Source organism: Streptomyces sp. NPDC048370 (assembly GCF_043200825.1).
Lineage (GTDB): Bacteria > Actinomycetota > Actinomycetes > Streptomycetales > Streptomycetaceae > Streptomyces.
This window is the reverse complement of sequence record NZ_JBICYI010000021.1, coordinates 1-14,045: the sequence shown is the minus strand read 5'-3', so window position 1 is coordinate 14,045 and position 14,045 is coordinate 1. Positions and strand designations below refer to the sequence as shown.

Annotated in this window: 14 protein-coding genes; 4 read left to right on the top strand and 10 right to left on the bottom strand. The window is 72.2% G+C overall.

What is annotated here, in order from left to right:
* Nucleotides 1–20 precede the first annotated feature (20 nt).
* The 10 genes from ACGFYP_RS32170 to ACGFYP_RS32125 form a co-directional block, all read right to left on the bottom strand.
* Nucleotides 21–1,520 carry an NADH-quinone oxidoreductase subunit N gene (locus tag ACGFYP_RS32170; RefSeq protein ID WP_393501187.1) on the bottom strand — a complete coding sequence of 500 codons (1,500 nt, stop codon included), beginning with the start codon at nt 1,518–1,520 and terminating at the stop codon, nt 21–23.
* Nucleotides 1,517–3,070 carry a NuoM family protein gene (locus ACGFYP_RS32165; protein ID WP_393501448.1) on the bottom strand — a complete coding sequence of 518 codons (1,554 nt, stop codon included), beginning with the start codon at nt 3,068–3,070 and terminating at the stop codon, nt 1,517–1,519. The genes ACGFYP_RS32170 and ACGFYP_RS32165 overlap by 4 nt, the downstream gene beginning before the upstream one ends.
* 27 nt (nt 3,071–3,097) lie before the next feature.
* Complete coding sequence (locus ACGFYP_RS32160) at nt 3,098–5,086, bottom strand: NADH-quinone oxidoreductase subunit L (protein ID WP_393501184.1); 1,989 nt, start codon at nt 5,084–5,086, stop codon at nt 3,098–3,100.
* Entirely contained in the window at nt 5,083–5,469 is a 387-nt protein-coding gene (nuoK, locus tag ACGFYP_RS32155; protein WP_361967867.1) for an NADH-quinone oxidoreductase subunit NuoK, read from the bottom strand. The genes ACGFYP_RS32160 and nuoK overlap by 4 nt, the downstream gene beginning before the upstream one ends.
* Nucleotides 5,469–6,038: an NADH-quinone oxidoreductase subunit J gene (locus ACGFYP_RS32150; RefSeq protein WP_393501179.1), complete on the bottom strand. Its 570-nt coding sequence runs from the start codon at nt 6,036–6,038 to the stop codon at nt 5,469–5,471. The genes nuoK and ACGFYP_RS32150 overlap by 1 nt, the downstream gene beginning before the upstream one ends.
* On the bottom strand, nt 6,035–6,532 hold the full coding sequence (locus tag ACGFYP_RS32145) for a 4Fe-4S binding protein (protein ID WP_393501445.1): 498 nt from the start codon (nt 6,530–6,532) through the stop codon (nt 6,035–6,037). The genes ACGFYP_RS32150 and ACGFYP_RS32145 overlap by 4 nt, the downstream gene beginning before the upstream one ends.
* A gap of 107 nt (nt 6,533–6,639) precedes the next feature.
* Nucleotides 6,640–7,608, bottom strand: coding sequence for an NADH-quinone oxidoreductase subunit H (locus ACGFYP_RS32140; RefSeq protein WP_393501176.1), 969 nt, complete (start codon nt 7,606–7,608; stop codon nt 6,640–6,642).
* Nucleotides 7,605–8,777: an NADH-quinone oxidoreductase subunit C gene (locus ACGFYP_RS32135; RefSeq protein ID WP_393501172.1), complete on the bottom strand. Its 1,173-nt coding sequence runs from the start codon at nt 8,775–8,777 to the stop codon at nt 7,605–7,607. The genes ACGFYP_RS32140 and ACGFYP_RS32135 overlap by 4 nt, the downstream gene beginning before the upstream one ends.
* Nucleotides 8,774–9,382, bottom strand: a complete 609-nt coding sequence (locus ACGFYP_RS32130; protein WP_393501169.1) for an NADH-quinone oxidoreductase subunit B — start codon at nt 9,380–9,382, stop codon at nt 8,774–8,776. Before ACGFYP_RS32130 ends, ACGFYP_RS32135 begins: the two co-directional genes overlap by 4 nt.
* Nucleotides 9,373–9,780 carry an NADH-quinone oxidoreductase subunit A gene (locus tag ACGFYP_RS32125; protein ID WP_361967877.1) on the bottom strand — a complete coding sequence of 136 codons (408 nt, stop codon included), beginning with the start codon at nt 9,778–9,780 and terminating at the stop codon, nt 9,373–9,375. The genes ACGFYP_RS32130 and ACGFYP_RS32125 overlap by 10 nt, the downstream gene beginning before the upstream one ends.
* Nucleotides 9,781–9,950: 170 nt before the next feature.
* Between ACGFYP_RS32125 and ACGFYP_RS32120 the strand changes: the two genes are divergently transcribed.
* From ACGFYP_RS32120 to ACGFYP_RS32105, 4 genes are all read left to right on the top strand, one after another.
* Nucleotides 9,951–11,108 carry a sensor histidine kinase gene (locus ACGFYP_RS32120; protein ID WP_393501165.1) on the top strand — a complete coding sequence of 386 codons (1,158 nt, stop codon included), beginning with the start codon at nt 9,951–9,953 and terminating at the stop codon, nt 11,106–11,108.
* A gap of 294 nt (nt 11,109–11,402) precedes the next feature.
* On the top strand, nt 11,403–12,692 hold the full coding sequence (locus ACGFYP_RS32115) for a sensor histidine kinase (protein ID WP_393501442.1): 1,290 nt from the start codon (nt 11,403–11,405) through the stop codon (nt 12,690–12,692).
* 220 nt (nt 12,693–12,912) lie between these two features.
* Nucleotides 12,913–13,584 carry a response regulator transcription factor gene (locus ACGFYP_RS32110; RefSeq protein ID WP_361970274.1) on the top strand — a complete coding sequence of 224 codons (672 nt, stop codon included), beginning with the start codon at nt 12,913–12,915 and terminating at the stop codon, nt 13,582–13,584.
* A 270-nt stretch (nt 13,585–13,854) separates the two neighbouring features.
* On the top strand, nt 13,855–14,045 hold a 191-nt coding region (locus ACGFYP_RS32105), incomplete at its 3' end, for a hypothetical protein (RefSeq protein WP_393501162.1).

Below are 14,045 nucleotides of genomic sequence, written 5' to 3'. Positions count from 1 at the left end.
ACGTGTGGGGGTACGGCGGGTCAGAACAGGCTCTCCGCCGCGAAGCGCAGGGCGAACTGCGGGTAGCCCGACAGCACGACACCGGCGAAGGCCGCGAGGCCGATCGCCAGGGTGACCGCGGCGGGCACGCGCGCGTGGGCCCGCTCCCCCACCGGCTCGCGGAACAGCAGCGCTGTCCACCGCAGGTAGTAGTAGAGGCCGATCACGACGTTCACGCCCATGATCACGGCCAGCCAGCCGAGGCCGGCGTCGACCGCCGCCGAGAAGACGGTGACCTTGGCGAAGAGGCCGATGATACCGGGGGGCAGACCCGCCAGATTGAGCAGGAAGAAGCCCATGGTGAGCGCCAGGAGGGGACTGGCCGCGTAGAGGCCGCGGTAGTCGGCGATCCGGTTCTCAGGGTGCGTACGGGAGACCAGGACGGCGACGGCGAAGGCGCCGAGGTTCACGACGGCGTACATCAGGGCGTACGCGAGGGTGGCGCCGACCTGGTCGTCGCTGGAGTACGCGGCGGCGGCGATCGGGACCAGGAGGTAGCCGGCCTGGGCCACGGAGGACCAGGCGAGCAGCCGGACCGCGCTCCACGCGCGCGTGGAGACCTGGCGCAGCGCGGCCACGTTGCCGACGGTCATCGTGAGCGCGGCGAGCACCGCGAGCGCGGGGCCCCAGATGTCGGCGTACGAGGGGAAGGCGACGACCGTCACCAGGATGAGGCCGGTGAAGCCGACGGCCTTGCCGACCACCGAGAGGTAGCCGGCGACGGGCAGCGGGGCGCCGACGTAGGTGTCGGGGACCCAGAAGTGGAAGGGAACGGCGGCCGTCTTGAAGGCGAAGCCGACGAGCGTGAGGGCCACGCCGGCCTGGGCGAGGGTCTCCAGGCCCGCGGGAACGTCGTCGAGCCGCTGGGCGATCTCGGTGAGGTGGAGGGTGCCGGTCGCCGCGTACACGAAGCTCACGCCGAGCAGGGTCACGGCGGTCGCGGTGACCGAGGAGAGGAAGAACTTCAGCGCCGCCTCGCTGGACCGCCGGTCGCCGCGCCGCATGCCGACGAGGGCGAACGCGGGCAGCGAGGCCACTTCGAGGGCGACGACGAGGGTCGCGAGGTCGCGGGAGGCGGGCAGCAGGGCCGCGCCGGCGGCCGAGGAGAGCAGCAGGAACCAGTACTCCCCCGCAGGCAGCCTGTCGCGCGTGTCCGCGAGCGACAGCAGGGCCGTGAGCAGCGCGCCGCCGAGGACGAGGAACTGGATGACGAGGGTGAAGCGGTCGACGGTGTAGCTGCAGGCGGCGGTGGCGGCCGGTTCGGTGGTGAGGCAGAAGGTCGAGCGGTCCCCGGCACGCAGCGGGACAAGCAGGGCGATCGAGGCGACGAGCCCGGCGATCGCGGTCCAGCCGAGGAGCTGCTTGTGGCGCTCGGGGACGAACAGGTCCGCGACGAGCACGGCCAGGGCGACCACGGCGGTGAGGGTGGGCGGCGCGATCGCGAGCCAGTCGACGGACTGGACGAGGGTCGTGGGGGTCACGAGTTTCCTCCCGCGAGGAGCTGCTGCACGGCCGGGTCGGTGAGGCCGAGGAGAACCGCGGGCCAGAGTCCGGCGAGGACGGTGAGGGCGACGAGCGGGGTCCAGGCGGCGAACTCGTACCCCTGGACGTCGGCGATCGCGCTCTCCTCGCTCGGCCGGGGGCCGCCCATGCAGACGCGGCGGACGACGAGGAGGAGGTACGCGGCGGTGAGGAGGGTGCCGATGCCGCCCATCACCATGAAGGTGAGGAAGGCGGGGCGGCTGAGGCCCTCGGCCGGTTCGAAGGCGCCGAACAGGGCGAGCATCTCGCCCCAGAAGCCCGCGAGTCCTGGCAGCCCGAGGGAGGCGACGGCGGCGAAGGCGAGCAGTCCGCCGAGGCGCGGGGCGCGGCCGTAGAGGGCGGCGCCGGTGGCACCGGCGAGGGTGTCGAGGTCCGCGGTGCCGTACCGGTCCTTGAGCGCGCCGACGAGGAAGAACAGCAGGCCGGTGATGAGGCCGTGGGCGATGTTGGCGAAGAGCGCGCCGTTGACGCCGGTGGGGGTCATGGTCGCGATGCCGAGGAGCACGAAGCCCATGTGGCCGACGGAGGAGTACGCGATCAGCCGCTTGAGGTCGCCGTTGACACCGGGGCGCGTGAGGGCGAGGCAGGCGAGGGACCCGTAGATGATGCCGACGGCGGCGAAGGCGGCGAGGTAGGGGGCGAAGGTCCGCATGCCGTCGGGGGTGATCGGCAGGAGGATCCGGACGAATCCGTACGTACCCATCTTCAGCAGGACGCCGGCGAGGAGGACCGAGCCGACCGTGGGCGCGGCGGTGTGGGCGTCCGGGAGCCAGCTGTGCAGCGGCCACATCGGGGTCTTCACCGCGAGCCCGATCCCGATCGCGAGAACGGCCATGACCTGCACGGATGTGGAGAGTCCACGGCCGTTGTCAGTGGCCAGTGCCACCATGTCGAACGTGCCTGCCTTCAGTCCCACGAGGAGCAGGCCGAGCAGCATGACGACCGAGCCGAGCAGCGTGAAGAGGATGAACTTCCAGGCGGCGGCCTGCCTGGCCGCCCCGCCCCAGCGGGCGATCAGGAAGTACATCGGGATGAGGACCATCTCGAAGGCCAGGAAGAACAGGACGAGGTCGAGGACGGCGAAGGTCGCGAGGGTGCCGGACTCGAGGACGAGGAGGAGCGCCACGAAGCCCTTGGGGGAAGGGCCGCTGGGCATCTTGAAGTAGCTGTACAGCGCGCAGAGGAAGGTCAGCAGCGCGGTCATGACCAGGAGGGGGAGGGAAATGCCGTCGACACCGAGGTGGAGCCGCACGTCGAGTGCGGGGATCCACTGGATGTCCGTGCTCGCCTGGATCCTCGACGGCTGGTCGTGGTCGAAGCCGAGGGTGAGGACGATCGCGGCGGCGAGGATCACGCCGGTGACGACCACGCCGTGGCGGAGCACGGCCTGGTCGGGCGACTTCCCCTTCAGCCCGGGCGGGGCGGGGAGGAGAGCGGCGACGGCACCGAGGAGCGGGCCGGCGACGATCAACGCCAGAAGGAACTGCATCACGGATTCGCTGATATCGATCACGTCTCACGCTCCGGCGGCGACGAGTACGGCGGCGATCGCCAGGACGACGGAGCCGGCGAGCAGGGCGCTCAGGTAGGTCTGCACGTTGCCGGTCTGGGCGCGCCGGACGAGCCAGCCGAGCCACTGGGTGCCGGTGCCCGCGCCGCGCACGTAGGTGTCGACGACCTCGCGGTCCAGGAATCGGACCAGGGAGGCCGCGGCCAGGACGGGCCGGACGAACACGGCGGCGTAGAGGGCGTCCAGGTGGAAGCCGGCGGCCGCGGGGCGGTGCAGGGGGCCGAGCAGGGCGCGACCGGGGTCGGTCGGGTCCTCGGCGGGGTGCGGCAGGTGCAGCGCCTCGGCCTCGACCTGGCCGGCCTCGGCGTCGGGGTGGGCGACGTGCGCGGCGACCGCCTCGCGGGCGGGGGCGGGGGCCTTGCCGGCCTTCGTGGCGAGGGTGCGCCAGACCGCGTACGTGACGACGGCGCCGACGAGGGCGATGCCGGTGCCGAGGACGGCGGTGGTGACGGTCGGCGTGAGGGCGTGGCTGTCGAACCAGTCGTCCAGGTACGTGACGGTCAGACCGAAACCGAGGGAGGGGACGGCGAGCACCCACAGCACGGCGGTCATGGCGAGCGGCTGGCGACCGTGGTCGGGGACCTCGGCGCCGCGGCCGCGGAAGGCCAGGAGCCAGAGCCGCATCGCGTACGCGGCGGTGAGCAGGGCGGTGAGCAGGCCCGCGACGAGGACGGTCCAGCCGGCCCCCGCGGGGGCGACGGTCCGGTCCCCGAGGGCGGTGTGCTCGGCGGCCACGAGGACGGCTTCCTTGGAGAAGAAGCCGGTGAACGGGGGCAGGGCGGCCAGCGCGAGGAGGGCGACGGTCATCGTCCAGTACGCGTCGGGGATCCGCTTCGTCAGGCCGCTCATCCGGGACATGGCCGAGAGCGAGTTCGTACCGGCGGCGTGGATGACGGCGCCGGCGGCGAGGAAGAGGAGGGCCTTGAAGGCGCCGTGCGCGAGGAGGTGGAAGACGGCGGCGCCCCGGTCGCCGACGGCCAGGGCGCCGGCCATGTAGCCGAGCTGGCCGATGGTCGAGTAGGCGAGGACGCGCTTGATGTCGTCCTGGGCGAGCGCGGCGAGCGCCGAGCCGACCATCGTCACGGCGGCCATCACGGCGAGCACGGTCATCGCCGCGGCCGACAGGGCGAAGACGGGCAGCAGCCGGGCGACGAAGTAGATACCGGCGGCGACCATCGTCGCCGCGTGGATGAGCGCGGAGACGGGGGTGGGGCCGGCCATCGCGTCGGGGAGCCAGGTGTGCAGCGGGAACTGCGCGGACTTGCCCGCGACACCCGCGAGGAGCAGCAGCGCGATGAGCGTGGGGTGGTCCAGGGCGCCGCGCTCGACGGCGTCGAGGATCCCGTCGATCCGGAACGTGCCCGCGTCGGTGGCGAGCGCGAACAGGCCGATCAGGAAGGGGACGTCGCCGAGCTTGGTGACCAGGAAGGCCTTGAGGGAGGCGGCCCGCGCCTCGGGGGTCTCCCAGTAGTGGCCGACGAGGAAGTACGAGCAGATGCCCATGATCTCCCAGCCGACCAGGAGCACCATCAGGTCGCCGGAGTAGACGACGAGCAGCATCGCGGAGGTGAAGAGGGAGACGAGCGCGGCGTACGAGGGGTAGCGCGGGTCGTCGCGGAGATAGCCGGTCGAGTAGACCTGCACGCAGGTGGCGACCACGCCGACGAGGACGGCGACGAGGGCGGCGAAGCCGTCGATGTAGAGAGCCAGGTCGATGGAGACCGAGCCGGTGGGGGTCAGCTGGGTGGCGGCCTCGATGGTCTCCCCGCCGCCCTGCCGGACGGCGACGAGCGCGGCCAGGACGGCGGCGGCGAGCGTCGGCAGGACCGCGAGGGGGCGGACGAAGCCGGGGGCGGTCCGGCCGAGGAGCAGGCCTGCGGCCGAGCCGAGGAAGGGGAGGAGGGGGACGAGGACGGCGAGGGTCGTGGTGGTCACGCGGTGGCCTCGGCCTTCTCGTCGGTCCCGGCGGTCCGGGGCTCGGCGTCGGTGTCGGCGTCCGTGCCGGAGGCCGGCCCCTCCGCGGTGTCGCGGAGGCGGTCGACGTCCGAGGTGCCGCGGTTGCGGTAGACCATCAGGACGATCGCGAGACCGATGCCGATCTCGGCCGCCGCGATGGCGATGGTGAAGAGGGTGAGCGCCTGGCCGGCGTGCAGGGCGTCGCGGAGCCAGACGTCGAACGCGACGAGGTTGAGGTTGACGGCGTTGAGCATCAGCTCGACGGACATCAGGACCAGGATCGCGTTGCGGCGGGCGAGAACACCGTAGAGGCCGACGCAGAAGAGCAGGGCGGCGAGGACGGCGGGATAGGCGAGATGCATCAGTCCCTGGCCTCCTTGGCGTTCTTGCGGGACAGGACGATCGCGCCGACGAGGGCGGCGAGCAGCAGGACGGAGAGCGCCTCGAAGGGCAGCACCCAGTGCCGGAAGAGCATCTCGCCGGTCACCTCGGTGGAGCCCTGGGCCGGTCCGTCCAGGTCGATCCAGGTCGTACGGAAGGCGTCGACGACCACCCAGACGAGAGCGACGGCCGCGGCGAGCGCGACCGCGAGGGCGACGGGCCGGTTGCCCGAGTCGGCGTCCGGGGAGCGCCCGATGGGCGCCTTGGTGAGCATGAGCCCGAAGAGGAGGAGGACGACGACGGAACCGACGTAGATCAGCACCTGGACCCAGGCGATGAACTCGGCGGTCAGGAGCAGGTACTCGACGGCGAGCCCGCCGAGCGCCACGACCAGCCAGAGCGCGGCGTGCACGAGCTGGCGGGTGGTGACGGTGACGAGGGCCGCCCCGAGGGTGACGAGGCCGACGAGGAGGAAGGCGATCTCGACGCCGGAGGGCGAGAGGAAGCCGGGGGTGGTGGCTGCGGCGAGGTGGGTGGCGGCGAGGTTCACTCCTGGCCCTCCTGCGCTTCCGCCACCGCGGCGGCGGCGGCCTTCTCCGCCGCCTTGCGGGCCGCGGCGATCTCCTTCGGCTCCTCGGCGCGCGGGTCGAGCGCGGGCGGTTCCGGAACGGTCCACATCCACTCGCGGAGCTTGTCGCGCTCGTGGGTGAGTTCGTGGATGTCGGTCTCGGCGTACTCGAACTCGGGCGACCAGAACAGCGCGTCGAAGGGGCAGACCTCGATGCAGATACCGCAGTACATGCAGAGGGAGAAGTCGATGGCGAAGCGGTCGAGGACGTTACGGCTGCGCTCGCGCCCGCCCGGTGTGGCGGCCGGGACGGTCTCCTTGTGGGAGTCGATGTAGATGCACCAGTCGGGGCACTCGCGGGCGCAGAGCATGCAGACGGTGCAGTTCTCCTCGAAGAGCCCGATGACACCGCGGGTGCGGGGCGGGAGTTCGGGCTGCTTGTCGGGGTATTGCGCGGTGTGCGAGCGCTTCGTCATCGTGCGGAGCGTGACGGCGAGGCCCTTGGCGAGGCCGGAGCCGGGGAATGACCGGGGCCGCCCGGAGGGCGTCGTCGAGGGGTGGTGGTCGGGCGACGGGCGGGACATCAGTTGATCGCCACCTTCACGATGCCGGTGAGCGCGATCTGCGCGAGTGCGAGCGGGACGAGGGTCGTCCAGGCGAGCTTCTGGAGCTGGTCCTCGCGGAGCCGCGGGTAGCTGACGCGGAGCCAGATGACGACGAAGGCGAGGACCGCGGTCTTCAGGAGGGTCCAGACCCAGCCGAGCCCCTCGGCGCCGAAGGGGCCGTGCCAGCCGCCGAGGAAGAGGACGGTGGTGAGGCCGCAGAGGACGACGATGCCGGCGTACTCGGCGAGCAGGAAGAGCGCGAAGCGCAGTCCCGTGTACTCGGTGTACGCGCCGAAGATGATCTCGGAGTCGGCGACGGGCATGTCGAACGGCGGGCGCTGGAGCTCGGCGAGACCGGCGACGAAGAAGACGAGGGCGCCGACGATCTGCCAGGGCAGCCACCACCACTCGAAGGCGTTCAGGATGCCGGGGAGGGAGACCGTGCCTGCGGCCATCGCAACGGAGGCGGCGGTGAGCAGCATCGGGAGCTCGTAGGCGAGCAGCTGGGCGGCGGTGCGCAGGCCGCCGAGCAGGGAGAACTTGTTGGCCGATGCCCAGCCGGCCATGAGGCTGCCGAGGACGCCGACGCCCATGACGGCGAGCACGAAGAAGATGCCGGCGTCGAGGACCTGACCGACGGCGCCTTCGCTCGGGCCGATGGGGATGGCGACGAGGACGAGCAGGTACGGGAGGAGGGCGACGGCGGGGGCGAGCTGGAAGACGCGGCGGTCGGCGTTGGCCGGGACCACGTCCTCCTTCTGCGCGAACTTGACCCCGTCGGCGACGAGCTGGGCCCACCCGTGGAACCCACCGGCGTACATGGGCCCGAGGCGGCCCTGCATGTGGGCCATGACCTTGTGCTCGGTCTGCCCGACGACGAGGGGCAGCACGAGGAACACGGCGAAGACGACGAGCAGCCGGAGGGCGACGTCAAGTACGTCGTTCACGCGGGATCGCCTCCGGCGGGGTGGGTCGGGTCGGTGTCGGTCTCGCCGGTCTCGGTGGGCTCGCCGGTCTCGCCGGCCTCGCCGGTCTCGGTGGGCTCGGTGCCGCTGCCGGTGTCGGTGGGCTCGGGGGCGGGTGCCGCCTTCGGTGCCTCGGCATCCGCTTCGGGGGCCGGGGCGGCGCCGTCGTCGAACGCCGGGCGGGCGTGGTGCCAGGGGGCGTCCGAACTCCGGGTCCGCGGCGGCGGGGCGCTCTCGGCTTCGACACCGGGCGCGGCCTGGCTCGCGGAGCCGTCCGCCGCCGAGCGGCTCCGGCGCGGCGGGCGCGCGGGCGCGGTCGCCTCCGGAGCCGGCGTTTCCGGAGCCGGCGTCTCCGGGGCCGGCGTCTCCGGGGTCGGCACCTCGGGTGCCTGGCTCGCCGAGCCCCCGGCGGCCGTACGAGCACGGCGGACCGGACGCTCCACGGCGGAACCGGCACCCGCACCGGCACCCGCACCCGCACCCGCACCACGAGCAGCGCCAGCCGCACCACCCGCACCCGCCGCCCCAGCCGCACGAGGCGTCCGGGCCGGGCGGGCAGGGGCCGGCGGGAGTTGGCCCTTCATCGGGCCCCAGTCGTTGGGGTCGGGGACGCCCGGGGGCAGCATCTGGCGGCGCTTCGGGCCGCCGTGGTCCGACTCACCCGGCTCCTTCGCGCCCGGCCACGCCTTCGCGACGCGCGCCGCGAGCACGAAGTCCTTCCGTAGCGGGTGGCCCTCGAAGTTCTCCGGCAGAAGCAGCGGTACGAGGTTCGGGTGGTCCGTGAACGCGACGCCGAACATCTCGTGCGTCTCCCGCTCGTGCCACTCCGCGCCCGCGTAGACCGGGATCGCCGTCGGCAGCACCGGCGCCTCGTGGCTCACCGTCGTCCGCACGAGCAGCCGACGCACCGCGCCGCCCTCGAGGGCCACCACGTGCGCGCACACCCGGAAGCCGACGCCCGGCTCGTCCACCGCGCTCAGCCAGTCGAAGTACGTGCAGCCCAGCTTGTCGCGCGCGATCTCCAGCGCGGCGATCCACGAGCCGATCGGGACGTCCACCGTCAGCAGGTCGTACGCCCGCTCCGCCGTCGCCTCCTCGCCGAAGACCTCGGTCACGGCCTCGGGGAGGGTGTCGTACGCGTTCCCGGTCACTTCTCACCGCCCGGCTTCGGCGGCTCCACGAGACCGCTGGTCAACTGGCCGACCGACGGCCCCGAGTAGCGCGCCGCCAGCGACTCGCGGGCGATCTTCTCCTGGAGCTTGAGGATGCCCTGCAGCAGCGCCTCCGGGCGCGGCGGGCAGCCCGGCACGTACACGTCGACCGGGATGATCTGGTCGACGCCCTTCGTCACCGAGTACGAGTCCCAGTACGGCCCGCCGCAGTTCGAGCAGGCGCCGAAGGAGATGACGTACTTGGGCTCGGGCATCTGCTCGTACAGCCGCTTCACCGCCGGCGCCATCTTGTCCGTCACCGTGCCGGAGACGATCATCAGGTCGGCCTGGCGCGGCCCCGGCGCGAAGGGGATCACGCCGAGCCGGATGAAGTCGTGGCGGGCCATCGACGCGGCGATGAACTCGATCGCACAGCAGGCGAGGCCGAAGTTGAAGACCCAGAGGCTGTAGCGGCGGCCCCAGTTCAGGACCACCTTCATCGGCTCGGGCGCGAGGCGGGCCAGCGGGCCGAGCTTCGGAGCCGGAAGCGGGTCCGGGAGCGGCGTCGGGGCGGAAGCCGGGTTCGAGGTCGGGGTCACGTCCATGTCAGGACGCCCTTCTTGTACGCGTAGAGCAGGCCCACGGCCAGGAAGCCGAGGAAGATGAACATCTCGACCAGCGTCGTCGCGCCGTACCCGGGCGCGGCGAACACGGTCGCCCACGGGAAGAGGAAGATCGAGTCGACGGCGAAGATCACGTAGAGGAACGCGTACACGTAGTAGCGGACCTGGGTGTGCGCCCAGCCCTCCCCCACGGGGTCGACACCGCACTCGTACGTCAGGAGCTTCTCGGGCGTCGGGACGACCGGCCGCAGCAGCCGGCCCGCGCCGAACGCCACGGCGACGAAGAGCACGCCGACGACGGCGAGAAGTCCGACGACGGAGTACGACTCGAAGTAGTCCGCCGCGAGTCCGATTCCCGCCCGCACGGTCGGATCCGGCACGTCCACCCCTCGCTTCCTGCCCGTTTCGACGATCTGTACGCACGGGAGTCTAGGCCCTGCTAAAGATCCCGTAAGCGGTGTGTCACGGACTGAGCGGTGGGGATATCCCTACTCCCCTTCACCTACGAGCCCCATGGCGTGCCGCGCCCCCCGACCGGCACGCTTGGCTCATGAGCGTCGACACCGAGACCCCGCTGCCGCCCGTCCGCCCCGCCTACGGCCGGCAGACCTGGAAGGAGATCTCCTTCCTCCTCACCAACCTCCTGACCACCCTGGTCGGTTTCGTGTACACGGTGGTGGCGGTCGCGATCGGCGTGGGCCTTGCCGTCACCGTGATCGGTCTGCCGCTGCTCGCGCTCGGCCTCGCCGGGGCGCGCGGGATCGGCAGGTCCGAGCGGGCGAGGGCCCGTGCGCTGCTCGGCGTACGGGTGGAGGAGCCCAGCCCGCTCCCGCGCAGCCACGGCTTCTTCAACTGGCTGTGGACGGCGCTGAAGGACCCGGTGGGGTGGCGGACGATGCTGTACGGCTTCATCCGACTGCCCTGGGGCATCGTGACGTTCACCGTCACCCTCGTCTCGCTGATCGTGCTCTGGCCGCTGCTGCCGTTCGTGGCGCGCGGTCTGTCGACGGCCGACCGGGCCATGGTGCGCGGTCTGCTGTCGCCCTCGGACGAGCTGGAGCGGCGGATCGCCGAGCTGGAGTCGGACCGGGGCGTGGTCGTGGACACCGCCGCCGCCGACCTGCGCCGGATCGAGCGCGATCTGCACGACGGCGCGCAGGCCCGGCTCGTCGCCCTCGCGATGGGGCTCGGTCTGGCGAAGGAGAAGCTGCTCGAGGACCCGGAGGCGGCGGCCACGATGGTCGACGAGGCCCACGGGGAGGTGAAGCTCGCACTGCAGGAGCTGCGGGACCTCGCCCGTGGCATCCACCCGGCCGTCCTCACCGACCGGGGCCTGGACGCCGCGCTCTCGTCGATCGCGGCGCGCTGCACCGTCCCGGTGAAGGTGACGGTCGACCTGGCCGAGCGGCCCGCCGAGGCGATCGAGGGCATCGCCTACTTCACCGTGTCCGAGCTGCTCCAGAACGTGTCCAAGCACGCGCGGGCCCGTTCCGCCTCCGTGGACGTGTGGCGGCGCGAGGACCGGCTGCTGCTCCAGGTGCAGGACGACGGGCGCGGCGGCGCGCGGCTCGACGGCGGTACGGGAATGTCGGGGCTCGCGGAGCGCCTCGGTGCGGTCGACGGGCTCTTCGTCCTCGACTCGCCGGAGGGCGGCCCGACGACGGTCACGGCGGAACTGCCGTGGCGGTCCCGGCCCGCGGTGGCGTAGCGCGAGGCAGGAGTGGTGGCCCGGGCCCGGGCAGCGGCGGTGCTCCGTCGGGGTCCGGGCCGCTGCGTTGTCCGCGTCTCCGGGCTCCGGTCTACGGCCTTCGGTCTCCGGTCTGCGGTCTGCGGTCTCCGGTGCCCCAGCCGCACCCCTGGTAGGGAAAACCCCCGGAACGAGAGGCCCACCTCCCTCATGGTCGCGGGCCCGCCCACGCGGAAACCTTGTGTCGTAGCCCTTCCTCTTCTCTTGTCTCCCTCCATCTCCTCCCTCTTCCCCGAGCAGAAACGGACCACCGCGATGGCCGCCTCCTCCCGCCTCCCCGCCGCGATCCGCGCGCCGTTCGAGGGCCGCACCTGGCGCGAGTTCGGCTATCTGGTGCTCGGACTGCCGCTCAGCTGCGTCTACTTCTCCCTCTCCGTCGCCCTCGTCGCGGCGGGCGCCGGTCTCCTCGTCACCTTCCTCGGCATCCCGGTCCTGGCCGGCGTCCTCGCGCTCTGCCGCGGCTTCGGCGCCGTGGAGCGGGCCAGGGCGCGCGGGCTGCTCGGGCTCGACGTGGCGCCGCCCGAGCCGGCCCGGGGCCGTACCGGCGGGCCGATGTCGTGGATGGGGGCGACGCTCAAGAGCGGCGCGTCCTGGCGGCACCTGCTGTACGCGCTCCTGCACATGCCGTGGGCGATCTTCGCCTTCACGGTCTCGGTGGCACTGTGGGCGTGGGGCTGGGCCCTGTTCACGTACCCGCTGTGGCAGTGGGTCTTCCCCATGTACGCGGGGCAGGACGGCATCCAGCTGTACGGGGACCGGACGCACGCCTTCTACCTGGACTCCCCCTTCGAGATCGCCGTCACCAGCGTCGTCGGCCTGCTCTTCGTGCTCGCCGGGCCCTGGGTCATCCGCGCCCTGGCCTCGGTGGACCGGCTGATGGTCTCCGGGCTGCTCGGCCCGTCGCGGCTCGCGACGCGCGTCGCCCGGCTGGAGTCGGACCGGGGCGTGGTCGTGGACACCGCCGCCGCCGATCTGCGCCGGATCGAGCGCGATCTGCACGACGGAGCGCAGGCCCGGCTCGTCTCGCTCGCCATGGATCTGGGGCTCGCGAAGGAGAAGCTCGCGGAGGACCCGAAGGCGGCGGCGCGGATGGTCGACGAGGCGCACGGCGAGGTGAAGACCGCCCTGCAGGAGCTGCGGGACCTGGCCCGGGGCATCCACCCGGCGGTCCTCACCGACCGGGGTCTGGACGCGGCGCTCTCGGCGGTCGCCTCGCGCTGCGCGGTCCCGGTCTCCGTGGACGTGGACCTCCCGTCCCGGCCCGTGCCCGCGATCGAGGGCATCGCGTACTTCACCGTGTCCGAGCTGCTCCAGAACGTGTCCAAGCACGCGGGGGCCCGGCGCGCGTGGGTGGACGTGTGGCGGGTGGGCGACCGGATGCTGCTGCAGGTACGGGACGACGGCCGGGGCGGCGCGGACGTGGCGGCGGGCCGGGGGCTCGCCGGGCTCACGGAGCGGCTCGACGCGGTCGACGGCATCCTGGCCGTCGACTCGCCGGCGGGCGGCCCGACGACGATCACGGCGGAGCTGCCCTGGAGGGCGTGAGCCTTCCGGTCGGGGGCGGTACGGGGCGGTCCCGGGGTGCCCGAGGCGGTCGTCAGGCCGGGCGGGGTCATCCGCCCGGCCTGACGGCTGCCCCCTCACGGCGGGGGCGGTGGCGGGGAGTCGCCCCGACCTCGGCGATTGCCCACAACTGGGCGGTGGAATGCGATGCTGGAACCCGCATCGATCAGCGGAACATGGGGGCTTCAGGGTCGTGGAAGACGTGGCGGACAGGGTACGTGTGGTCATCGCCGAGGATTCAGTGCTGCTCCGCGAGGGCCTGACCCGACTGCTGACCGACCTGGGGCACGAGGTCGTCGCCGGTGTGGGCGACGGAGAGGCCCTGGTGAAGACCGTGGCCGAGCTGGCGGGCGAGGACGCGCTGCCGGACGTGGTGGTCGCGGACGTACGGATGCCCCCGACGCACACCGACGAGGGCGTACGGGCGGCGGTGCGGTTGCGCAAGGATTACCCGGGAGTGGGTGTCCTGGTCCTTTCGCAGTACGTGGAGGAGCAGTACGCCACCGAGCTCCTGGCCGGATCCAGCCGGGGCGTGGGCTATCTCCTGAAGGACCGGGTGGCCGAGGTCCGCGAGTTCGTGGACGCCGTGGTCCGGGTGGCGCGGGGCGGTACGGCCCTCGACCCGGAGGTCGTGCAGCAGCTGCTGGGCCGGAGCCGCAAGCAGGACGTCCTGGCGAAGCTGACCCCGCGAGAGCGCGAGGTCCTGGGCCTGATGGCGGAGGGCCGGACGAATTCGGCGATCGCGAAGCAGCTGGTGGTGAGCGACGGCGCGGTGGAGAAGCACGTCAGCAACATCTTCCTGAAGCTGGGCCTGTCACCGAGTGAGGGGGATCACCGTCGGGTACTCGCCGTGCTGACCTACCTGAATTCCTGATTACCTGACACCCTGTCAGATGGCTGGATTCGGACCTACGACCGAAGAACGAGCGGAACGCGACTTTCCGGAATGCTCTGGGGGGCGACAGAACGTGACGATTCATGGCACAACGGCATCTCAAAACGAGGTCCACGATGCGAGAAGTCCCGGGGAGGGCCATCCCACCGTCGTAGGGTGGGCCACGGGGCCGGGCGGATCTCCGTCCGCCCCGCGAGCCTTCTCCCGCCTCTGGCGGAGAGACCCTTGCCGCGAGGGAGGTCCAGTTCAGTGACCAGCCAGGTCAGTAGCGAGGCCGGTGAGGCCCTGGTCGGGGAGCAGCGCACAGCCCCGGCGGCGCCCCACCACGGCGACGAGAAGGAAGTCCGCCGACTCGATCGGGTGATCATCCGGTTCGCCGGTGACTCCGGTGACGGTATGCAGCTGACGGGTGACAGGTTCACCTCGGAGACGGCGTCGTT